We start from the raw sequence: 23,200 nt of genomic DNA, 5'->3' as shown, positions 1-23,200 counted from the left end.
TTTTTGTTTGTACTGTGTCTGTATATTATTTGGTCAGGTATTTACACAAGTACGAAGTCGTTTCGCCGACCTGTAAGTTGAATTCACTTTTACCCGGAATGTAGAAAGTTTCGCCTGGCTTAAACACCTGCCAGTCCGGGGATCCCGGGATCAGCACTTTAAGTGAGCCGCTGATGACGGTCATTTCTTCCGGCTTTGCGGTACCGAACGTGTATTCACCGACGGCCATCACGCCAACGCTGGCTGAACCCGTACTTTCGCTGTCGAAACCAATCGACTTCACTTTCCCGTCAAAATACTCATTATTTTTCAACATAGATTGGCCCTTTGCGATAATTTTCAGAGCCTTCATATTAGGGGCAGAAAGCGTCCTCTGTCACTGATTATTACCGCTTTATCTGCACCAGACGACACCGCCCGCAAAGCGGCGTCACTGATTTGATTTTACAGTCACACAGTGCCATTGTGGATAGCTGTATGCCTCGTCCGTCACATCCTCAGACCACCAGCTCCGCCGCCAGTTTTGCCATCAATACATTCGATAACACCACCGGAATATTCAGATGCTTTTTCAGCACATCCTCGTGATGCCGGTTAAAGCCGATGCAGTCGAGCACCACCACTTCCGCCCCCTGTTCAGCCAGACGCATCGCGGCTTCCGTCAGGGTGTGGTCATCAGAAAGATACGGGCTGGCGACCGCAAAACACGGCGCTTTGGCTAATTTGCGCCACTTGTTGGCCTGTTCAACCACCTGGGATTCTACCGGTACCACAATGCCTGCGCGGTGCTGGCCGATAATCGAACTAATCAGTGGCGGGATAATGCGGTCAGGTTCGAGAAGCAGGGCATTATTCGCGTGCAGATGGTTAAACTCGCCGGTACACAGCAGCAGAATGGTCATGCAACCCAGCGCTTCGAGCACATCAATCTTTTCCTGTAAGCCTCGCTCTACGCGCGCCGCGGCAAGCTTTACTTGCGAACCATCCAGCAAACGGGTGACCAGCACCGCGTCGCCTTCGGCAGGCGCATAGCGCTGCTCAATTTGCCCGGTGCTTAACCCGTCCAGTAAGCCAACATGCGTGACTGACCCGGCTGGCAGATGCGCCATCAGCAGCGGCATAATATCGCTGCGTGGCGCCTGTCCGATGGTTAACGTTGCAAAGGATGTCATCATGGTGTTACTTCCGGTTTTGCAGGTGGCGCAAGCTTCCGTACAGCGACAACAGGAGTTGATATTCATCGGCATCAAAGAACTGACAGGTGCCGCGGCCAAACTCTTTCGCGACTTCAACGGCGAACTTCGCCGCCAGTGCGATATCCACTTCATGACTTGCGCCGGTGCCACAACCGGGCACCACAGATTCCGCTGTAATCGCCACACCGACAACCGGAACGCTGGTCGCCGTTGACGGTTGCAGAATGCTGTTCAGGTGATGTACACCATTGCCGTAAGGCGTGATGTCCTGCGTGGTGATCGGGAAAGTGACTGCCGGTTTGCCGCTGGTCATTTCCATGATGCGCAGTAAATCTTCGGAAACACGCAGGATGTAGCCCTCTTTCACCGTCGGCGAAATCGCGAATCCCTTGTGATTGATAATGCGGTTGCCTTTGGTGGTGTCGATAGAAAGTATCGCGTCCACGCCTTCAACCACTTCGTTATCATTCATGGTCACGTCATCAATCGGCGAATCCATAAAATCAACCGGATCGTGCGGACGGGTCGGCGCGTTCGGGCAAATGTGCGTCGTGATAATCACATCGCCTTCCAGCACATCGCCCTTGCGCTGCATGTCGGCCAGCTTCAGTGCGCTGGTGACGGCGGCAATGGCGCCGTCGGCATCGGATACCAGCCCGATACGCGTCGGACGCGCACCGATGCCGCCCAGACGACCAATGATTCCGAGCGTGGGCGCAGTGCCGCCGCTGCTCTTCCCTTTGCTGCCCGGCACGGTAATGCGGACAAAATCGGTACCGCCTTTCGGGCCCTCCGCACGGTGTGTACTGGCGGTGATCCCCGGATAACGGGCGAATAAGTCCACAATGTCCTGGCCGCTGACATGTGCACTGTCAATCAGTTCGAATACGGTTAATGTCTGTTGCAAACTCATCACAAAATCCTCTTAAAACCCCGCAACCGGCGCATAAGGCGCAGTGGCAAAACGGTCGCGGGCGCTGTTCATCGTGGAACAGTCGGTGTGTCGTGCTGGCTGATTAAGCCCTGGTGTTGGTGCGGTACTCACTACTTTTTGGCGCTGAAAACCGAGGTGAAGAAGCTGTAAAGTGCGTCTCCGGCAATAAATCCTGCCGCCAGCACTTCCATTGGTGTACGCCCTTTTTCACCCCAGATTCGAATAATGATAATGCGCAGCACGATGCCGCAGACGACTGCCCAACCGGCCATCACGCTGTTGATCAGCAAACCGGTGGCGAGCAGTACGCCGAGCTGGCGTTTCGGGCCGCCAATCAGCTGTATTAATGCGCCCGGAATGGCCCAGATCAGCAAACTGTGCGCAATCCCAGGCTGTGCGCCGGCCTGAATGGTTTTGGCATAAACCCGCGCAACTGGCGGTACTAAATCCTGCGCGAAGTAGCCGTAATGGGCGTACCAGACCACAGGAATGGCGATAATAAAGGCGAGTAAAGCGGCGAATAACTGGATACGGCGGCCATAAAGTTCGGCACGCAAATCTTTGCCGTAACCGCGCAGAATGAATCCGGCTTTCAGATCGAAGCCCATGTCGGCGAACGCCGGACCGGTAGCAGCGGTAAAGCCGGTCAGCACGCACAGCGCCAGAGGCGGGAAGCCAATCAGTATGCCGATAATCAACGTGATCAGCGCCACGGCAAAGGCCGGGAACCAGCCAGAATGCATCGCGGCAATTCCGACAATCAGCTCATGGAAGAACGCGGCAAAGGCGGCGTAAATCACGAAGGCAATCAGCATGCTGACTGACATTTCGCTGTACAGCCCGCCCCCCAGCGCCAGCAGTGCGGCAATAGCGATATAGCCGAATGCGCCCAGCCCGAGTGCTTTGCGCACTTCTTTCGCTGGTTGGGTAAACGTCGTTTTAGCGTCGGCGTTTTTAGCACGCACCACCTGAATCACCTGCAGCAGCGATACCAGCCCGGCACCGACCATCATGCCGTGCGGAATATACATCGCATTAAGATCTAAACCGGCAAGCGGCTGGGCATAAGCGCGGATAAGCAAACCGATGCCAAACATGCTCAGCGCCCAGATATTGCCGATAAACGCCGTGCCGAAGGCCGCCATCGGAATCTTAAGCATCGCGCCCGCCAGCCCGACCACCACACCCGCGACCAGCAACCACGCCTGACGCCCGCCGTTATCCCCGGCTTTGATGGCTTCAGCGGCAGCAACGCCGGGTGGCCACGCATTACTGGCCGGGAACACTTTGGTATCAAACAGACGATAAAGCAGGTAGGCATCGAGCAACATCGCCACCGCTACGCCGGTAAACATCGGCATAATCAGTTGCGGCTGGCCCATGACATAAGGGATGGCGATCGGCATCAGCAGGCTGTTTGCCGCACCAAAGGTCGCGGAAGAAATCACAGTTTGCGCCAGATTCTGCGTGTGAACAGAACGGTAGCGCTGAAAAGCCTGCATCGGGATACGCGCCAGTAACATGGCAAACAGCGCACCGATAATCGACGTATTTGGCGTCACGCCCAATGTGGTAATCAACTGAACGCCGATGATTGCGCCCAAAACAGACAGCAGGATCATCACGATGAGAGTGCCAATATCCTTTAGCGGATTTTCCTTATTATTTTTAGCAGGTTGATCTGACATAAGGCCCCTGGTGTTGGCAAATATAGAAAACTGCGATTTTCCGGGTCCGTTATTAGTCATTACTTTCGCGATTAATTATCGCTCTGGTAAATGCCAATACTCATCACCCAATTTTTCGGCGAGTTGCCGGGTTACGGCAATCAGCCCTTCCCTGATCCCTTCCGGAATTTCTTTTCCCTGCGCGGGGGAAGGAAAAGATAAACACAACCCCACGAGTTCATTGCGATGCTTATTAAAAATGCTGGTCGCTAACGTACTTATTCCCAGCAGCGTTTCATTGTTGGCAAAAGACACGCCGGTCAGTCGCACTTCAGCCAGGCGAGATAACAAAACGTCCAGACTTTTCGGTGCATTCACAGAATGCGCTTCGTAATGGCCGCTAAAACGCTGACGGACCTCTTCATCGGAATAACGCGATAAAATGGCCCGGCCAATCGCCGTTTCATGCGAAGGCAAAAGGCTTCCCGCCGGAGTGACCACTTGCAAATAGGTTCTGCCGGGGAACATACGCATCACCATAATGTCACGCCCTTCCAGCATCGAGATGTAACCGGTACATTGCGTATGCTGACTGAGTTGCGTCATATAAGGCGACGCCAAATCCACCAGCGGCGCCGATAAATAATGGCTTGAGACGGCCAGTAATAACTTTCCAATCTGATAAAGACGGCTGTCCGGATCACGCTCCAGCAACCCTTGCGTTTCCATGGTCATTAGCAAACGCGATACGGTGCTTTTAGGTAATTTTAAATTTTCGACGACATCACTGAATGACAAACCGGGATGTCCCTGTCGGACCCCCTTTTTGGAAAATAACTTCAGCACTGCTGCTGCATTTTCTAAAGTAGTCATAAGGAGGCAGTTCCGCTATATGGAACAGGGTTCCTGTTAAGTTAATTAAAAACTAAAGCTGATACGTGTCAGCGTCAAGCCGTTTATTTTTCACACATAAGAAGACAGATAAATGAATATGCTTAAAGAAATTCCTAAAGCCATTCAATTCACAGAAAGAGAGGTTTAATGCCGAGTAATAATGAGGTAATGGACGTAAAACTCAGCAGATAATTTTGATTAAATATTGCGCAAAATATAGAGTGCGATAGAGGCTTCAACAAGAATGATCGTCACTGACCATATCGCGGGCATCGCTTTCGCATGCTGGCTGAAGAAGTGTTTCAGGATTTTCATCATGGGTTCCGTTGCAGAAGTGGACGTAAAAATTAATAACCTGAGTAATTACTTTACGCCTGCACATCACTGCGTACAATACTTAAGCACCCGTGACATTCATCACAAAAATGGCCCGTTTAATTTACACCTTCCGCCACTTCAGGATTTTAGGGCATAAAAAAACGAGCCACAGGGGCTCGTCTTCAGAGTTGGTGGCGGAGGATTTAACGCGCGACCGGCAGTGCCAGCGCATCGAGAATTGCATTCACCACACCCGCAGGATCCAGCGTTCCGTCTACGACATGATGCGCAGCCTGCTGATAAAGGGCTTCGCGCTCATTCAGGACTTCCATCATTTCTTCGGTAATCGGTTTACCCGTCAGCGTAGGTCGCTGATCTTCCAGCGGGGCATCTTCCAGACGGTTGGCCAGCGTCGAAGCCGGCGAACGCAGATAGATAACCGTTCCGGCATCACGCATGAAATCGCGGTTTTCCTGCGCCAGCACCACGCCGCCACCGGTCGCAATCACCGTGAAGGGCGCGCAAATCGCTTTCAGCGTTTCAGTTTCACGGCGGCGGAAACCCTCCCAGCCTTCACGCTCAACGATGTCCGCCACGCTCATGCCAGAGGTGCGCAGCAATGTCAGATCGGTATCGACAAATTTATAGCCCAGTGCTTTCGCCAGAGCGCTGCCGACCGTCGTTTTACCCGCACCGCGCGCGCCTACCATGAAAATGGGTTGTGTCATTACCGCTATCCTTTATTCCCCGGGAGCCGTTAGCCCGCCTGATGAAAATCCATCATCAATATGAAGTGTGAACATCAAAAATGGTCATTGTACTGGCCTGAAAATGTACTCGCCAGATAGTACAACAAAAAAGCCTCACTGGCAGATTTTTATCACCTGCCGGTGAAGCTTCTGTAGCGTTTTATTTACGCTATGGTGCTCATCATACTGAAAAATCCTTGTTCCGCAAAGGCCTGCGGGCAGCTTTGCGATCCGGCTTCCATAAGTAACTGTATCAGCGAGGTTTACAGATATACACCAGCGCCGGCGGAAAATTCTTCACCACACGAATTTTTTTCCAGGTGAAGTAGCGTGACAGTAATTTCTCAGAGAGATGGCTGTACTGGAACAAAACAAGTACCCCGTCCTTTTCTTTCAACTGCTGGCGGGTAGCCTGCAAAATCCGGATGCTGGTTCGCACTGGCATCGACAGCAGCGGTAAACAGGAGAATACAGCGTCGTACTGCGTACTCATATGCTCAGCAGAATGCGCCATCACCTGCAAACGGGGATCATCCATCTGGTTTAGCTTGCGGACAAACGCAGGCTGAATTTCAAATGCTTCGAGTTTCGCGTCAGCACGCATCCGGCTGAGAATGCGGCGGGTCAGCACCCCGTCGGCTGCGCCCAGTTCAGCTATCTCCAGCGACGTCGCCCAGTCAATCTGGCTAAGCATCGCATGGCACAACCACGGGGATGACGGCATCAGCGTCCCCATCGTTCTTGGTGAAGTAATAAAATTCTGTAAATAGAAAAATTGGTTCTGAATCGAGACCCCGGTGTTCTTGATTGTCATTCTTGCGGCATTCAGCATATTAACTCCTCCTGAGGACATAGACCCTTATATAACGCAAAAATTCTTAAGAAATGATTAATAAGAGAAATTATTGTTAAAAAGAAGAGGATAAATTAAAACACATGGGATGATTCTCAAAAGAAGCTATAAATGATGGTAATAAAAAGGCCAATGTCAGATGACATTGGCCTTCTCGCTACGGGAAATAACCTTAATCAGATTTTATAAAAAAGGCTTTCTATAAAAGCTGAGTTTATTTATACAACTCAACGCTTGCACGGTTCAGGCTTGAATCGCCCGGCGTACCCTGGCCGATGACACGGTAGTGTGTTGCACCTTTGTCGCTGGCGACCTGGTTCAGCTGGTCACGCATGCTGCCCGGGACGGTATTAGGTGCGCTCACTGAAACAACACCCAGAGACTGGAAATTACCACTTTGCGCCTGCATTTCTGAAATTGGCGTAGCAGCAAGAGCAGAGAATGAAGCAACGGTAATAGCAACAGCTGTGATTGCAGGTAAGAGTTTCATAATACGCACCTTTCTTTCGTTAGTTTAGTTAATTAATGGAGCGGAACTTATCCGTTGAGTTAATTATCAGCGAAGCAATGAAAGGCGACGTAATCGAACGTAAAGAAATTTAACCTTTGTGGTAAAAATGAGGAGAGAATGCAAAGAAATATTTCTGCTGGTATAACTGCTGGAAAAACGAGGATATTTATGGAGAAACTATGGAGAGATTTCAAAGTTATTTAAGAACGGGACAACATTCGCACAAATCGACGCCGCTATGCAATCACTGATATGATTATTTTTTATGAATTTTCTGTTGCTGTGATCTGATGCAAGGTCATAACAGCAGAGTTCAGGCTCCGCGCGTGCGGAAAGCCTTTGCACAATGATAAAAGGGAGTATTTATGGCGGGTGGAAGTCTTCTGGCACTGATCGATGATATTGCATCGATTCTTGATGATGTCGCGGCGATGAGTAAAGTCGCCGCTAAAAAAACAGCCAGCGTGTTGGGCGACGATCTGGCGCTGAACGCACAGCAGGTTACCGGAGTAAAAGCCGACCGGGAATTACCGATCGTCTGGGCTGTCGCAAAAGGTTCCATGATCAATAAAGCGATTCTGGTTCCTCTGGCGTTACTGATCAGCGCCTTTATTCCCTGGGCGATCACACCTTTACTGATGATTGGCGGCGCCTATCTGTGTTACGAGGGTTTCGAAAAAGTCGCCCACAAATTCATGCCCGGTGACCATCACGAAGAAGAAAAACCGGCGTCGGCTGAGGTAAAAAATGAAGCCGATGCTAAAAAGCAGGAAAAAGAAAAGGTCAAAGGTGCCGTTCGCACTGACTTTATTCTCTCTGCTGAAATCATTGTGATCTCACTGGGGATTGTGTCATCAGCACCTTTCCTTAATCAGGTCACTGTGATGGTGCTGATTGCCGTGGCGATGACTATCGGTGTGTATGGCCTGGTCGGGGCGATTGTGAAAATTGACGACGCCGGTTTGTACCTGAGCAAGCTGAACGGCGAAAGCGGCATGATGAATGCTGTACGCGCCTTCGGACGCGGTATTGTGAATCTCGCGCCCTGGCTGATGAAGATACTGTCGGTTGTCGGCACCATCGCGATGTTCCTGGTCGGCGGCAGCATTATCAGCCATGGTTTACCGTTCATGCACAGCCTGATTGAACCGCTGACACACGGCCATGAGAGTTGGGTTAATACGCTGATTACCGGCGCGACTGATTTGGTCGTTGGTCTGGTGGTGGGTGCCGCGGTACTGGCGCTGGTACTGCTGGGCAAGAAAATGTTTGGTAAGAAGTAAGAAGACAACTTCTTCACGCCCTCCGTTCAACGGAGGGCGTATCACGCCACAATTCTTTAGTTTTTCGACGCGACCAGCATCATAATATCGCTGGTAAATGAGCCGTCAGTTTGGATCTCAAAGTGTTTTATCACATCCTCAGACATCACTTTTTGCAGCTCGCGGATAGCGACGGCGAAATGCTCCGGCGTGCGCATACGCGCTATCCAGCTGGTGAATTCCAGCGGCAGGCGGTCGGTAGTGACTTCGCGGGCAATCAGACCGGCTTCTGAAGCCATGTTCAGCCATTCACCTGGGGAATAGTTGCGGACATGAGAAGTGTCGCGCAGCACTTCAATCGTTTGCAGATAAATATCCAGCAACGGGTGCCCCGGCGATACCACATCCATCATGATGAACTTTCCGCCCGGTTTCAGCACACGCGCCACTTCACGCAGCGCCTGCCCGACATCGTGCCAGTGGTGTGCCGAATAACGGCTGATAATGATATCCGCGCTGCTGTCGTCAAACGGCAGTGACTCCGCAACGCCCTGCTGTACCGTAATGTTATTCAGCTCTTTATCTTTTGCCGCCTGCGCCACGACGTCCAGCATCTGCGCCGACAAATCGTAGGCAACCACATTTTTAACGACCCGTGCAGCCACAAAACTGGCGTGCCCCGCGCCACATCCCAGATCAATCACATGCGCATCCGGAAAAGGTGCCAGCAGCGTCGCCAGACGTTGCAGATCCGCGCCCTGTGAGTGAACGGTACTGGTCAGATAATCTTTTGCCTGCGAGCCAAACTGCTTATCAACGGCCTGAGTATGGGTGTTTTTCATTTTCATCATTGCTCCTGTCTGTCTTGTTTTTTTATTGATTTATTAGGGAAGAACGCGGTTTCAAATGACCTCAAAATCACTATAGGCATTGTTTTATACGGGTACAATATGAGCATTTATACTGGTATAAGTAAGTTCCTGTCTAAGAACTCACGTTTAAGAGGATGTCATGATTGATATCGCAGAGTCGCTCAGTGGCCCCAGGGCGCTGGGAACCTTTTTACGCACACACCGCGAACGGGTGACGCCGGAAATGGTGGGTTTGCCAGGCTCACCCCGTCGCAGAACCAGCGGGCTGAGGCGTGAGGAACTGGCTCAAATCAGCGGTATCAGCGCAACCTGGTATACGTGGATTGAACAGGGACGCGATGTGTCGATTTCAGCCGCCACGCTTGACCGGCTGGCAAAATCGCTGCGTATGGAGCCTGCCGCACGCGAGTATTTATTCAGCCTCGCATCGGTGAAAGACCCTGAGGCGTTGCCGTCTTCCGCCGCGCCGGACGCGGGCCTGAAAGATTACGTCAATCAGCTGACCTGCCCCGGTTATCTGCTCGACAGTTGCTGGAATGTGCTGGCGTGGAATCCGCAGGCGGGTGTGCTCTTCAGCGGCTGGCTGGGCGTGGATGAAAATCCTAATTTGCTGGATTTTATGTTTCTGCATCCGCTGGCGCGCCAGCTGGTGACAAACTGGCCGGAGCGCGCCAAGCGCGTGGTGGCAGAATTTCGGGCTGAAACCAGCCATTACCCTCATTCCGAAGCGGTCCGCCAGGCGGTTCTCCGGTTACGGGAACGCAGCGCCGAATTCAGCCAGTGGTGGACACAACAGGAAGTGCTGGCTCGCGAAGGTGGCGAGCGGCGCTTTAACCATCCGCTGAGCGGTGAAATACGCTACCGGCAGCAAACATTTTTTCCAGCGGGATATGCCGAATGCAAGCTGGTGATGTTGCTGCCGGAAGAATAAAGCGGTTAGCAGACAGCCTGCTGTTTTTTCTGGCTTATTTTTTCTGGCATAACGGGCATTTTCGCCAATTGACAGACGGATACATGATATGTGAGGCTGACTTATTGGTCTCCTCAATAACAGGATAACGCCCGTGCTGACACGCCAGATTTATCAGGATGAAGAAATAGAAATCCGCGTTGCTACGGAGCTGGAAGCCATCACCCACTTTGCCGCCGTTCAGGCCTCGGTGGCTGAAATTGGTGCCTGGGAAAGCTGGTGTACCGATAAATATTCCCCTGATGACAGCCGCAAATATCTCACCGACAGTGAGCAAAAGCGTCATCGCCGGGCAGAATTCAATTTCTGTGTTTTTGAACGCTCCGGCGGGAATCTGATTGGCAGCGTGGGCATCAACCGCATCGTTCAGGAATATAAGTTTTCCAATCTTGGCTATTGGATCCGCACAGGTTATACCGGCCGGGGACTGGCAACGCTGGCGGTCAAAGCCGCTGCGCGTTTTGCGTTTACTGAACTGGAGCTGACCCGTCTGGAAATCGTCGTGATGGATGGCAATGAAAGCAGCCGCAGGGTGGCAGAAAAAGCGGGCGCGACGTCCGAAGGTCTGCACCGCAACCGGCTTTATTATCACGGTCAGCCGCGTGACGCCTGGATGTATTCTTTGATCCCGGGCGATCTCTGAGGCTGGTTTCACAAAAAAGATAAGGCAACAGAACATGACTTTTTCTACCCATACCGTTTCTACACAATGGCTGGCAAAAAATCTGAACTCACCGGATGTCGTCATTATCGATTGTCGTAAATCCAAACCAGGCATTACGCCGCCGGTGGATTTTCATGGCAAATATCTTGAAGCGCACATTCCCAACGCGATTTATGTGGAAGTCGACAGCATTTCTGACTGCTCCACCGGTCTGCCGCATATGATGCCGACCGCAGAGGAATTCGCTGCCTCAATGAGCCGTTTGGGCGTTGCGGATACGCAAACCATCGTGCTGTATGATGAGGGCGATCTGTTCTCCGCGCCCCGCGTGTGGTGGATGCTGACCAGCTTCGGCGCGAAAAGCGTACGCGTGCTGGATGGCGGCCTCAATGCGTGGATTGCTGAAGGGAAACCCATACAAAGCGGCGAGCACATCCGCGTCCCGACCACCTTTAACGCTAAACTGGTGCGTCCGGTTGTCGTCAGTGCGGATCAGGTAAAAGACGCGCTCGGCAAGGTCCAGATTATCGACGCCCGTTCTCTGGCGCGTTTTAAAGCCGAAGCGCCGGAACCGCGTCCGGGCCTGCATGGCGGCCATATTCCGGGCAGCCTCAGCGTTCCGTTTACCGAGCTGACACAAGACGGGCATCTGAAATCGCCACCTGAGCTGAAAGCGACGTTTGAACGGCTGGGCGTTGATCTGAATAAACCGGTGATCACCAGTTGTGGTTCCGGTGTAACCGCAGCGGCGCTGGCGTTCGGACTGGATTCTCTGGGTGTTAAAGATGTGCAGCTTTACGACGGTTCATGGGCTGAATGGGGCGATGTGAACGAAGATTTCCCTATCGAAACGCACTGATTTATCGCTACTCAGATATCGCTACCGGGCGCCCAGGCCCGGTTTTTTATGCAATATTTCAGAGCGTTATGACGTGGTCAGTTCGCGGACGCCAAACTCCTGAGCAATATTTTTCATCAATGTAATCACGCTATAGGCCTGACGCGGCACTTCACTAAACTCTTCAATCAGCAACGGTTTAGCGACCGACTCATGCGAGATTTCATGCAATGCCTGACGCAAAATGGACAGATGTTCCGGAGACGTTTGTGACGAAGTGATCAGCGGCAAACCCGGCACAGCCGCCGTCTGGCCGATAATCACCAGACCGCTGAGCGCTGACGGATCGTGGCGGTGCAATAACGCCAGCGTCACGCAGTCGATCGCCGCCAGATCTGCCCGGTTTTGCTGAACATAATGCAGGGATTCACGATGGCTGCCGGTTGCTGTGGCCTGAGAGAAAAATTTTCCGGCCTGCGCAAGGGGTGCCACCAGCGCCCGCAGGCTGTTGTATCCGGACTGAGAATCGGTGCTGTTGAACGCCAGCCGCCGGTGACGAAAATCAGGCAAATGCAGTTTTGCATCTTCATCACGCGCCAGCAAAAAACTACGGTATCGATAGCCGTCGCAGCCCGGCGCGCGGTAACTGAAGGTGCCGACCAGCTGAACATCCGGCAGGCTTTCTACCAGCGGAAAGCCACAGGTCTGGCTGAGCAGCAGATCCGGCTGCTGCCAGTGAGTGAATAAATCCTGCGGCCAGCTCAGCGATTGCGGTGTGGCAATCAGACCTGCGCGCTTCAGTTTTTCCCGAAGAACACCGGCAAAAGCTTCCACGTCCGGTACAGAAACAGCATACATCGGTAAAGACATCAGCATCATCTGGCCACTCCGTCAGGGGGTTTCCTGCTGATAATCATAGTCGCTGCGCGCGGTTTGCACCGGCTCACGAGTGCTGGCAAACGGATGCGCTTCTACACAAACCGGTTTCTGCGAATGTTGCCTGAACCACTGCCGGTAACCTTTCACCACAAACCCCTCGCTGCGCGCAATATAAGCTTCGCGTTCAGCAAAATACACCTGACGCAGTGCGAACCACGGCACGCCCGGCAAATCGTGATGTACCAGATGATAATTGAGATTAAGAAACAGCAGCCGCCAGATAAAACCGGCCTCATTTAGGGTTGAGCGTGCCTGTGGCGAAAGTTCGGCGCGATGTTCATAAAAAGAACGGACTTTGGTCAGGCTCAGCGCCGGATAGCTCACCGCCAGAATGAAATACCCGGCAGACAGGCCGTGCAGCGACATCCAGTACAACAAACCTGTCAGCAAAACCCCGTGGAAACCCCACATGCCGACTGTGCGCCAGTCACCGCGCAATAACGCTGTCAGCGCGCCGGTCAGCGTGGCGGAAATATCCAGCAGTGGCCCGATCAGCATCCGTCCCGGCAGTGTGTTACGCAGACGAACAACAGCTTTCATCAGCGGCGACAAGCTTTCCCAGCTGGCGCGGCTGAAATAATACGCCTCGGGGTCATCGCCCGGCAGCGTCAGATGTTCATTGCGATGATGCTGTAAATGCGTGTCGCGATATAAACCATAGGGATACCAGACCGCCAGCGGCAGCGTGCCGAGCAGCAGATTCAGCCAGGGTTTACGGGTCGGGTGCCCGTGAATGAGTTCGTGTTGCAGCGACATATACCAGGCCGTGAACCAGATAAGCGCAGGCGTGGCAATCCACGGACCGAGATCTTCCCAGAAATAGACCAGCGCAAACCAGCCGCTGTAAACCGTGGCGATCAGTGTCCAGGTGGGGATTTCCAACCGCCACCAGAAACGGGCGGAGCGGGAAGCAATCTCTGCCCGCTGACGGGCGCTGAGGTAAAACGAAGAGGACGCCATAATGTGCCAGAGTGAGAAAACTTTGGCACATTATCTGGCTGAGGAAAGCTGCCGCTAACTAACTTAAAACGCTATCTATTGCCAGTTAGCGGCTTAAGGCATCAGCCCTGTAAATCCTTTTGCACGGCCTGATTAAATTGCTCCATCGGGCAGAAACCTTGCTTATCAACGGTACAACCTTCGATTTGCAGTGTGACGCGTTCAGGTGGATTTTTCAGACTCAGCGCTACATTGTTGCGCAGCTGACGGGCGGTCGGATATACATACTCGATTTTCATCAGGTCTTTATCGGTCTTTTTATCGTGCCAGCGCTGGAAGACCACGGTCCCATTGATTGGCGTACGTTCGTACTGACCCGGCAGCTGGTAATCCTGGGTTTTCAGTGCCGCAAGCAGTGACGCGATATTGGAATCATGCCCGACCAGCACCGCCAGTTTTGCCTGCTGCGCCGCTTTCTGATCGGCTGTCGTTGCCAGTTTCGGATCCAGCACACCGGAAATAAAGGTCAGCAACGGTTTAGCCGCGTTGGCAGCAATCGCCGGCGAGCCGAACAACGTTTCGTGATAAAGATTTTTGATATCCTCCAGTTTCTTCCACTGCTCCGGCGTCGTTATTTTCCCCCACGCCACGTCTTTCATCGGATAACCTTCGTAGTATTGCAGCATAAACGCATCCGCCGCGCCGGTCGCCATTCGCAGCGGCCCCGTAATACCCGGTTCTTTACCCTGCGTCAGTACGACTTCTGATGGCTGCGAAGCCAGATCGCACTGCTGTTTTTCTTTGCAGGTTTTACTGTTTTTATAATCGAGGATACTTTCCAGCAGCTGGTAATTTGGCTTGAGGCGCTGATTCAGCCCCGCCAGACCGCCCTCGCCAGCATGCTGGTTAACAGAATTCAGCGCGTTGGTTTTGAAAGTATCGTTCACATCAGCGGTGATAATCGGGTTGAACACCGGATCCATTTTGCCGATTTCTACGCGATTAATAACTGAAACGTCGCAGCCCGGGAAAGCACCGGTGGAGAAATGTTTTGCGGTATCAATGGTGCGCGGCAAGCTGTTGGCATAAGTAAAGACCTGCGCACTTTCCGGGCAGCCGGTTGCAGGCAGCAATTTATCTTTCGCCAGCCATGCGCGGAAGTACTGGCCCATATGTTCAGAATTCTGGCCGCCTTTCGGCGTCAGCAACCCGCCTTCCGTTTTCCACACCGGCCAGGTGTGCGTCGTGGATTCGGCGAGCACGTCACCGTAATTGACCAGCGGCGCACGGATACCGTGACGGCTGAGCACCAGGACTTGCTGGAGTTCTAAATTATCAGACTGAGCCGCCTGAGCGGCAGGAAGCGAGAGGGGGAAAACGCAGGCAAGTGCAGATAACGCAAGATAACGGGATGCTTTTTTCACGAGTGATCCTCTTGATGAAGTGTTTTACAGATTCCCTGAAAACAAAAAATCACCGCAGAACCCAACAGATTGATTCTTGCGGTGAATTTTTAGCATAGTGGAATATTCATCAAAATTGGGGGATCAGGTTCACAACCTGTGCCCGGACTTTGTTCAGTCACAAAACTCATTCATAAAGATAGCGCTTCAGAACTGATACCGCAGCCAGGCAAAGAAAACGTTGCCGTTATTGTAGGTTCCCGGAATATACGTCGCCTGAAAGGTCAGTTTGTTATAGCCGATGGAAGCCAGCGGTAACACGATCGGAATAGGAATATAGTTATAGTCGTCACGCGCCGTTACTGCCGCGGTATAACCTAAACCTAACCGAAAGTTTTTATCTTCTGCAGGTGTCCATATTTTTTCCCAGCCATAACCGCCGATCGGTTCCCATTTATTATGGGAGTCTTTAAACGCCATAAAATAAATGCCGTTCCAGTTGCCTTTTTCATCATAACGGGAAATACCATAACCCCCGCCCCATGGACGTTCGTTATAACGATCGGTTTTCTCTTTATCGTATGTCAGACGGTTATGCCAGGTGATCACCGGCAGATACAGATCCTGTGAATCAGAATCATTCCATGTCGTTGAGACTTTATCGGTAAAGTCTGACCACACGTTCGCAGCCAGCGATTTATACTGGATGGTATCCGGATCGCTGACCGGATTAATCCCGCTGTTATTTGCCCACACGGATGAGCTCATACCCAGCGTTAGTATCATACCTGCACAACCGATTACTTTCTTGATCATCATATCTGTAATAGCTCCCTGCGTCAGGAGAGTATCATAGACAAATAATGTCTTTATAAACTAAACAAAGAAGTAACAAAAAACGTCTGTTTATTCAATTTCATGAATTTAAAGTATTTCCGTAATTCATTATAGGAATTATCCCTAAAATAGGTAGGGACTGTTTAGTCAATTAATTTACTTAAAAAACTCACCAATAAGAATAAACCGAAAAACATAACGGGGATTTTCTTAATACTTTCCCCTCACCTTACTCAGACGATTAAAACTGAAAACGGAACCAGCCGAACAGGACGTTCCCTTTGCTGTTGGTTCCCGGCACGTAGGTTGTCTGGAACGTCAGCCTTGAATAGCCTGCTGATACCAGCGGCAGCACCATGGGAAAAGGAATGTAATCATAATTGTCACGGGCTGAAACGGCGGTAATGTACCCTGCCCCTAAGCGGAATTCTTTATCATCAAGCGGCTGCCATATCTTTTCATAAGCGTAACCGGCAACAGGCTCCCATTTATTAAAAGAATCTTTAAAGGCCATCGCATAAATGCCGTGCCAGTTTCCTTTCTCATCATAACGCGAAATACCGTAACCTCCACCCCACGGATGTTCATTATATCCTTCGATTTGTTTTTTGCTGTGTGTATGCCGGTTATGACGAGTTAATACCGGAAGAAAGAGATCTTGCTGCTGCGGTGTATTCCACGTTTCAGCAATATTATTGGTGAATGAATCCCATAAGCCTTCATTATTTTCCTGCGGGGAAACATTCTCCACCGTGGAATTACCGGGGTGATCCTGTGCCTGCACATTAAGGGATATTAATAATGAAAGCATAAAAATTGGGCAAGCGAGTGCTGCACGAATATTCGCGAAAATGATATTTTTCATTGGCGTATAAGCCCTGTTGAGTTGACCTGGGCATTATATGACGATGATTACATATAAATAGTTAATGATTAATTAAGCAACAATCAATTTAATGAATATTAAATAACATAACTATTAAAAAACAGAGAGTTAGCGTTACTTTCGTTGCGGTAAGTCAGACAAAAAAATCCGCAGGCTTTCGCACTGCGGATTTTTATTACTGGAGCTTATTAAGCATCAGCCAAGCTGTTTACGCGCGTTACGGAACATGCGCATCCACGGGCTGTCTTCACCCCACTCTTCCGGATGCCAGGAGTTACTGACGGTACGGAAAACACGCTCAGGGTGCGGCATCATCACAGTAACGCGACCTGACAGGTTGGTCACAGCAGTGATCCCGTTCGGGGAGCCGTTCGGGTTCGCCGGATACGCTTCGGTTGCCTGACCGTTATTATCCACAAAGCGCAGCGCCACCAGATTGCTGTGCTCGATTTGTGCCAGATGCGCAGCGTCACGCACTTCCACATGGCCTTCGCCGTGGGAAACCGCGATTGGCATACGTGAGCCGGCCATCCCCTGCATGAACATCGACGGGCTGGCAGTCACTTCAACCAGGCTAAAACGCGCTTCAAAACGGTCTGACAGGTTACGCACGAAGCGTGGCCAATGTTCTGCGCCCGGGATCAGCTCTTTCAGGTTCGACATCATCTGACAGCCGTTACATACACCCAGCGCCAGCGTTTGCGGGCGGTGGAAGAATTCTTCGAACTCTTCACGCACGCGGTCGTTGAACAGCACTGACTTCGCCCAGCCTTCACCCGCGCCCAGCACATCACCGTAAGAGAATCCGCCGCACGCCACCAGCGTATGGAAATCCTGCAAATCACGGCGACCCGCCAGCAAATCACTCATGTGGACATCAACCGCATCGAAACCGGCACGATGGAAGGCAGCTGCCATTTCAACGTGGGAGTTCACGCCCTGCTCGCGCAGCACGGCAACTTTCGGACGCGCGCCCTTCGCGATGTAAGGTGCAGCCACGTCTTCGTCAGGGGCAAAGTTCAGTTTGACGTTCAGGCCCGGATCCAGATCGTTGGTTTTGGCCTGATGTTCCTGATCGGCACACTCAGGGTTGTCGCGCAAACGCTGCATCTGCCAGGTCGTTTCAGCCCACCAGGTACGCAGCGTGGTGCGGCTTTCGCTGTACACCGGCTTGTCACCCGACGAAATGATGAAACGGTCACCGGTTTCGACGCTGCCGAGGTAATGCGTGCAGTCCGCCAGACCAAAATCAGCCAGCGTTTTCTCAACCGCCTCACGGTCAGACGTACGCACCTGGATTACGGCGCCCAGTTCTTCGTTAAACAATGCCGCCAGCGAATCAGTGCCCAGCGCTGCGATATCTGCGGTCAGACCGCAATGTCCCGCGAAGGCCATTTCAGCCAGCGTCACCAGCAGACCACCGTCGGAACGGTCGTGATAAGCCAGTAATTTCTGCTCAGACACCAGCGCCTGCATAGCGTTGAAGAAACCACCCAGTTGCTGTGCGCTGCGCACATCCGCTGGCGTATTGCCGAGCTGACGGTAAACCTGTGCCAGCGCCGTCGCGCCCAGTGCGTTATGACCAGCACCTAAATCGACCAGCAGCAACGCAGTGTCACCTTTATCGGTGCGCAGTTGCGGCGTCACGGTGTGGCGCACGTCTTCGACGCGGGCAAACGCGGTGATCACCAGCGACAGCGGTGACGTCATCTCGCGTTGTTCATTACCTTCCTGCCAGCGGGTTTTCATCGACATGGAATCTTTGCCCACCGGAATAGTGATACCCAGCGCCGGACAAAGTTCTTCACCCACCGCTTTTACTGCGGCATACAGACCCGCATCTTCGCCCGGGTGACCCGCCGCAGACATCCAGTTAGCAGAAAGCTTAACGCGTTTCAGGCTGCCGATTTCGACGGCGGCAATGTTAGTCAGCGCTTCGCCAACGGCCATGCGGCCAGAAGCGGCGAAGTCCAGCAAGGCAATTGGCGCACGTTCGCCCAGTGACATCGCTTCGCCGTGATAGCTGTCGAGGCTGGCGGTGGTGACCGCACAGTCAGCGACCGGGATCTGCCACGGACCGATCATCTGGTCACGCGCCACCATACCGGTGACGGTGCGGTCGCCGATGGTGATCAGGAAAGTTTTCTCTGCCACGGCTGGCAGGTGCAGAACGCGTTTTACCGCTTCTGCAATCTGAATGTTTTCCGCATTCAGGTCGTCGCCTTTCGCTTTCAGCGTGGTGACATCGCGGGTCATTTTCGGGGTTTTACCCAGCAGAACGTCCAGCGGCATATCAATTGGCTGGTTGTCGAAATGGCTGTCTTCCAGAGAAAGATGCATTTCTTCAGTGGCTTCACCAATCACGGCATAAGGTGCGCGCTCACGCTGGCAGATAGCATCGAACTGTTCCAGCTGAGCCGGAGAAACAGCCAGTACATAGCGTTCCTGCGATTCGTTACACCAGACTTCCAGCGGGCTCATCCCCGGTTCGTCGTTCAGGATGTCGCGCAGCTGGAAACGGCCACCACGGTTGCCATCGCTGACCAGTTCCGGCATGGCGTTGGATAAACCGCCGGCACCGACGTCATGGATAAACAGGATCGGGTTGGCTTCGCCCAGCTGCCAGCAACGGTCGATCACTTCCTGACAACGGCGTTCCATTTCCGGGTTGTCGCGCTGTACGGAAGCAAAATCCAGATCCGCGTCAGACTGACCCGATGCCATGGAAGAAGCCGCACCGCCGCCCAGACCGATATTCATCGCCGGACCACCCAGCACAATCAGTTTTGCGCCAACGGTGATTTCACCTTTCTGCACGTGATCCGCGCGGATGTTGCCAATACCACCGGCCAGCATGATCGGTTTGTGGTAACCGCGCAGCTCAGGGCCGTTGTGGCTGTTGACGTTTTCTTCGTAAGTACGGAAGTAGCCCAGCAGCGCCGGACGACCAAATTCGTTGTTAAACGCTGCGCCGCCCAGCGGGCCGTCGGTCATGATATCCAGCGCAGTAACGATACGATCCGGCTTACCGAAATCTTCTTCCCACGGCTGTTCAAAGCCAGGAATGCGCAGGTTGGAAACAGAGAAACCAACCAGACCGGCTTTCGGTTTTGCGCCGCGCCCCGTTGCACCTTCGTCACGGATTTCACCGCCTGAACCGGTTGCCGCACCCGGCCATGGAGAGATCGCCGTCGGGTGGTTATGGGTTTCTACCTTCATCAGGATATGCGCCTGCTCCTGATGGAAATCGTACAGACCGTCTTTCGCATCGGCGTAGAAACGACCGACCTGCGAACCTTCCATCACGGCGGCGTTATCTTTATACGCGGACAGCACGTGATCAGGGGTCTGTTCGAAGGTGTTTTTAATCATCTTGAACAGGGATTTCGGCTGGGTTTCGCCGTCGATAATCCAGTCTGCGTTGAAGATTTTGTGGCGGCAGTGTTCTGAGTTGGCCTGTGCGAACATATACAATTCGATGTCTGTCGGGTTGCGCCCCAACGACGTAAAGGCTTCCATCAGGTAATCAATTTCATCCTGCGCCAGCGCCAGACCTAATTTGGTGTTGGCGGCTTCGAGTGCGCCACGGCCAACGCCGAGGATATCCACATGTTGCACCGGGGTTGGCTGATGCTGCGCGAACAGCGCGCTGGCGTCTTCCAGACGGGTAAACACGGTTTCCATCATGCGGTCATGCAGCAATGCGCCCAGTTCGTTCCACTGTGCTTCGGTCAGTTGCGGTGCCTGAACATAAAATGCCAGACCACGCTCAAGGCGCAGAACCTGTGACAAACCGCAATTGTGGGCGATGTCGGTAGCTTTGGAAGACCAGGGAGAAATGGTGCCCGGACGCGGGGTGACCAGCAATAAACGACCAGAAGGAGCGTGTTCAGCGAGAGAAGGACCGTATTTCAGGAGGCGTTGTAACTTGGTTTGTTCGTCCGAATTCAGCGGTGCGCTGACGTCGGCAAAGTGTACATATTCGGCGTAGATATCGCTGACCGGAAGATGTGCTTCCTGACAACGGGACAACAATTTGTTAATGCGAAAAGCCGACAAAGCGGGCGAACCACGCAGTATTTCCATAATCACAGATCTCTCGTCTTCGAAGACACTGACCACAGTGCTTCATTGGGCGCAACAGGGGGAAAACGCGGGCTATTATAAAGAAAGCTGGCGTCCGACGAAACCGTTTGCGTCGGGAAACTTCATATTCCTTTATAGCCTTACCATTATCATGGCTATTATGAATAAAGTTGCAGACTGCCGTTTTGTTGAGCAAAATGCGTCAGCACTGGGGATATAACCATACTAACTGCACAGCATAGCGTAAAAAAACAAGAGCGCCGCAGCGAGATAACTATTTGACGCGACTAAAAATTAATTATGTTCTGATGGGGATCGCCGCCCTGTTACTGGCACTGGCCTTGTGGCCTGCCGTGCCGTGGCACAGAGGTGAAGGTGACCAGCTGGATCAGATAAAATCCCGTGGAGAATTGCGCGTCAGCACGCTCAATTCTCCACTGACTTTTATGGACTCCCCTGAAGGCAATCTGGGCTTCGATTATGAACTGGCTAAACGCTTCGCAGATTATCTGGGCGTGAAGCTGGTGATTTCTCAGCACACCACCATCGAGAGCATGTTCGACGATCTTGACCATGGTAAAACCGACATGCTGGCTTCCGGTCTGGTGTACAACAATGAGCGCCTGAAAAACTACCGCGCCGGCCCGGAATACTATTCCGTATCGCAGCAGCTGGTTTACCGGCAGGGTGCCGTGCGCCCGAAAAGTTTCGCCGACATCAAAGGCTCGCTGGTAGTGTCTGCCGGCAGTGCGCATATCGCCACGCTGGAGGCTGCCAGCCAAAAATATCCAGACCTCACCTGGACCACCACCGATAAATTGTCACCCCGCGACCTGTTACAACAGGTTGAAAACGGCAAACTCGATTATACGCTGGGGGATTCGGTCACTATCGCCCTGATGCAGCGTGTCTATCCGCGCCTTGCGGTGGCCTTTGATGCCACAGACGATGAACCGGTCACCTGGTATTACCGCAAACAACCTGATGACGACAGCCTTGCTGCCGCTATGCTGGATTTCTTCAGTCAGATTTCAGAGGACGGTACGCTGGAAAAACTGGAGGAAAAATACCTCGGGCACGTGGGCGATTTCGATTATGTCGATACCCGTACTTTCCTGAACGCCATCGACACGACGCTGCCGGATTTGCAGCCGCTGTTTGAAAAATATGCTCAGAACATCGACTGGCGTTTGCTGGCCGCTATCGCTTATCAGGAATCTCACTGGGATCCGCTGGCGAAATCACCGACCGGTGTGCGTGGCGTAATGATGCTGACCCGCGCGACGGCTGGCGGGCTGAATGTCGATGACCGGACAGATGCCGAACAAAGTATCCGTGGCGGTGCGCAGTATCTGTCGCATCTGATGGATAAAATGCCGGGATCTATTCCGCAGGATGAACGGATCTGGTTTGCACTGGCGGCATATAATATGGGCTACGGCCATATGCTGGACGCGCGCAAGCTGACCGCACAGCAAAAGGGGAATCCGGACAGCTGGGCGGATGTGAAACAACGGCTGCCGATGCTTAATCAGAAACGCTTCTTAAGCCGGACGACTTACGGTTATGCCCGCGGCACGCAGGCGTATAATTATGTGGAAAATATCCGCCGCTATCAGCTCAGTCTGGTGGGGTATCTGATGGAAAAAGAGAAGCAGCAGGCGCAGAAGGCGGCGCTACAGGCTCAGCTGGGTCAGGGATATCCGGTAGTGGATGCACAGGAAGCACTGGGGAAATAAGGCCTGAACAGCCTTATTCTTTAGGATTATCAGAAATGATGTCACCGGCCTGAGCTGCGCGCTCTGCCAGCCGCAGCGCTTTTTTCTGGCTGCGGCGAAAACGAAAGAACGCACTCAGCTGTTCAGAACAGGCATCAGCCAGAACGCCCGACGTGATTTCTACCTGATGATTCATGCCGGGATGGCGCAAAACATCCATCAGAGAACCCGCTGCACCGGTTTTGGCATCGGCAGCGCCATACACTACGCGACGGATCCGGCTGTGGACCATTGCGCCGGCGCACATCACGCAAGGCTCAAGAGTGACATACAATATGGCATCCAGCAGTCGGTAGTTTTGCACCGCGCTGCCGCCCTGACGTAACGCCATGATTTCCGCGTGCGCCGTCGGATCATGATGTCCGATAGAACGGTTCCAGCCCTCGCCAATCACCTGATTGTCCAAAACCAGCACGGCGCCCACCGGCACTTCGCCCTCCTCCTGCGCCTTCAGCGCCAGAGTCATTGCGTATTGCATCCAGCGTTCGTCGTCATTTATTTCTGCTAATTCTGTCACTGCCACTTCAACCTCAGTCATTTTAATCCGCGCCATTATACCTTTGTTCGCGCCGCCCGCCCACGGGCCATAATCGATATCGCGCGT

The 23,200-nt window shown here is 52.7% G+C and carries 21 protein-coding genes; 5 read left to right on the top strand and 16 right to left on the bottom strand.

Annotated features, from left to right (window positions below; translation table 11 throughout):
* Positions 1 to 25: 25 nt before the first annotated feature.
* The 8 genes from ppnP to UC15_RS09480 form a co-directional block, all read right to left on the bottom strand.
* Positions 26 to 316, bottom strand: a complete 291-nt coding sequence (gene ppnP, locus UC15_RS09515) for a pyrimidine/purine nucleoside phosphorylase (RefSeq protein WP_013576688.1) — start codon at positions 314 to 316, stop codon at positions 26 to 28.
* Positions 317 to 497: 181 nt separating this feature from the next.
* Entirely contained in the window at positions 498 to 1,175 is a 678-nt protein-coding gene (locus tag UC15_RS09510; RefSeq protein WP_112288215.1) for an AroM family protein, read from the bottom strand.
* Between the two features lie 4 nt (positions 1,176 to 1,179).
* Complete coding sequence (locus UC15_RS09505; RefSeq protein WP_112288214.1) at positions 1,180 to 2,109, bottom strand: DUF1177 domain-containing protein; 930 nt, start codon at positions 2,107 to 2,109, stop codon at positions 1,180 to 1,182.
* A 131-nt stretch (positions 2,110 to 2,240) separates the two neighbouring features.
* Positions 2,241 to 3,818, bottom strand: a complete 1,578-nt coding sequence (locus tag UC15_RS09500) for an OPT/YSL family transporter (protein WP_112288213.1) — start codon at positions 3,816 to 3,818, stop codon at positions 2,241 to 2,243.
* Between the two features lie 75 nt (positions 3,819 to 3,893).
* Positions 3,894 to 4,670, bottom strand: a complete 777-nt coding sequence (locus UC15_RS09495; RefSeq protein WP_112288212.1) for an IclR family transcriptional regulator — start codon at positions 4,668 to 4,670, stop codon at positions 3,894 to 3,896.
* A gap of 542 nt (positions 4,671 to 5,212) precedes the next feature.
* Positions 5,213 to 5,737, bottom strand: a complete 525-nt coding sequence (aroL, locus tag UC15_RS09490; RefSeq protein WP_112288211.1) for a shikimate kinase AroL — start codon at positions 5,735 to 5,737, stop codon at positions 5,213 to 5,215.
* Positions 5,738 to 6,011: 274 nt separating this feature from the next.
* On the bottom strand, positions 6,012 to 6,590 hold the full coding sequence (locus tag UC15_RS09485) for a class I SAM-dependent methyltransferase (RefSeq protein WP_112288210.1): 579 nt from the start codon (positions 6,588 to 6,590) through the stop codon (positions 6,012 to 6,014).
* Between the two features lie 235 nt (positions 6,591 to 6,825).
* Complete coding sequence (locus UC15_RS09480; protein ID WP_112288209.1) at positions 6,826 to 7,101, bottom strand: DUF1471 domain-containing protein; 276 nt, start codon at positions 7,099 to 7,101, stop codon at positions 6,826 to 6,828.
* 386 nt (positions 7,102 to 7,487) lie between these two features.
* Between UC15_RS09480 and UC15_RS09475 the strand changes: the two genes are divergently transcribed.
* Entirely contained in the window at positions 7,488 to 8,405 is a 918-nt protein-coding gene (locus tag UC15_RS09475) for a DUF808 domain-containing protein (RefSeq protein ID WP_112288208.1), read from the top strand.
* Between the two features lie 56 nt (positions 8,406 to 8,461).
* Here the strand turns inward: UC15_RS09475 and UC15_RS09470 are convergent, their stop codons facing one another.
* Positions 8,462 to 9,232: a class I SAM-dependent methyltransferase gene (locus UC15_RS09470; protein ID WP_112288207.1), complete on the bottom strand. Its 771-nt coding sequence runs from the start codon at positions 9,230 to 9,232 to the stop codon at positions 8,462 to 8,464.
* A gap of 163 nt (positions 9,233 to 9,395) precedes the next feature.
* Between UC15_RS09470 and UC15_RS09465 the strand changes: the two genes are divergently transcribed.
* From UC15_RS09465 to sseA, 3 genes are all read left to right on the top strand, one after another.
* Complete coding sequence (locus UC15_RS09465; protein ID WP_112288206.1) at positions 9,396 to 10,187, top strand: helix-turn-helix transcriptional regulator; 792 nt, start codon at positions 9,396 to 9,398, stop codon at positions 10,185 to 10,187.
* Positions 10,188 to 10,320: 133 nt separating this feature from the next.
* Positions 10,321 to 10,869 (top strand): GNAT family N-acetyltransferase, encoded by a 549-nt coding sequence (locus UC15_RS09460; protein WP_112288205.1) that lies wholly within the window; start codon positions 10,321 to 10,323, stop codon positions 10,867 to 10,869.
* 34 nt (positions 10,870 to 10,903) lie between these two features.
* Complete coding sequence (gene sseA / locus UC15_RS09455) at positions 10,904 to 11,749, top strand: 3-mercaptopyruvate sulfurtransferase (protein WP_112288204.1); 846 nt, start codon at positions 10,904 to 10,906, stop codon at positions 11,747 to 11,749.
* Between the two features lie 66 nt (positions 11,750 to 11,815).
* On the opposite strand, the gene UC15_RS09450 is transcribed toward sseA, so the two are convergent.
* From UC15_RS09450 to purL, 6 genes are all read right to left on the bottom strand, one after another.
* Positions 11,816 to 12,607, bottom strand: coding sequence for a phosphate/phosphite/phosphonate ABC transporter substrate-binding protein (locus UC15_RS09450; RefSeq protein WP_112288203.1), 792 nt, complete (start codon positions 12,605 to 12,607; stop codon positions 11,816 to 11,818).
* A 12-nt stretch (positions 12,608 to 12,619) separates the two neighbouring features.
* A complete protein-coding gene (locus tag UC15_RS09445) occupies positions 12,620 to 13,627 on the bottom strand; it encodes a fatty acid desaturase (protein ID WP_112288202.1) in 1,008 nt (335 codons plus the stop codon).
* 101 nt (positions 13,628 to 13,728) lie between these two features.
* Positions 13,729 to 15,030, bottom strand: coding sequence for a bifunctional glucose-1-phosphatase/inositol phosphatase (gene agp, locus UC15_RS09440; protein ID WP_112288201.1), 1,302 nt, complete (start codon positions 15,028 to 15,030; stop codon positions 13,729 to 13,731).
* 186 nt (positions 15,031 to 15,216) lie between these two features.
* Positions 15,217 to 15,828 (bottom strand): lipid IV(A) palmitoyltransferase PagP, encoded by a 612-nt coding sequence (pagP, locus tag UC15_RS09435; RefSeq protein ID WP_112288200.1) that lies wholly within the window; start codon positions 15,826 to 15,828, stop codon positions 15,217 to 15,219.
* 259 nt (positions 15,829 to 16,087) lie between these two features.
* Positions 16,088 to 16,711 carry a lipid IV(A) palmitoyltransferase PagP gene (gene pagP / locus UC15_RS09430; protein ID WP_112288199.1) on the bottom strand — a complete coding sequence of 208 codons (624 nt, stop codon included), beginning with the start codon at positions 16,709 to 16,711 and terminating at the stop codon, positions 16,088 to 16,090.
* A gap of 216 nt (positions 16,712 to 16,927) precedes the next feature.
* Complete coding sequence (purL, locus tag UC15_RS09425; RefSeq protein ID WP_198659693.1) at positions 16,928 to 20,821, bottom strand: phosphoribosylformylglycinamidine synthase; 3,894 nt, start codon at positions 20,819 to 20,821, stop codon at positions 16,928 to 16,930.
* Between the two features lie 275 nt (positions 20,822 to 21,096).
* Between purL and mltF the strand changes: the two genes are divergently transcribed.
* Positions 21,097 to 22,557, top strand: a complete 1,461-nt coding sequence (gene mltF, locus UC15_RS09420; protein ID WP_112288197.1) for a membrane-bound lytic murein transglycosylase MltF — start codon at positions 21,097 to 21,099, stop codon at positions 22,555 to 22,557.
* Positions 22,558 to 22,570: 13 nt separating this feature from the next.
* On the opposite strand, the gene tadA is transcribed toward mltF, so the two are convergent.
* A complete protein-coding gene (tadA, locus tag UC15_RS09415; protein WP_112288219.1) occupies positions 22,571 to 23,134 on the bottom strand; it encodes a tRNA adenosine(34) deaminase TadA in 564 nt (187 codons plus the stop codon).
* Positions 23,135 to 23,200 lie beyond the last annotated feature (66 nt).

Origin of the sequence: Rahnella sp. AN3-3W3 (genome assembly GCF_003263545.1) — a bacterium.
In the GTDB taxonomy this organism is placed as follows: domain Bacteria; phylum Pseudomonadota; class Gammaproteobacteria; order Enterobacterales; family Enterobacteriaceae; genus Rahnella; species Rahnella variigena.
Note: the sequence above shows the minus strand (reverse complement) of the source record. Positions and strands in the feature narration are given on the sequence as shown.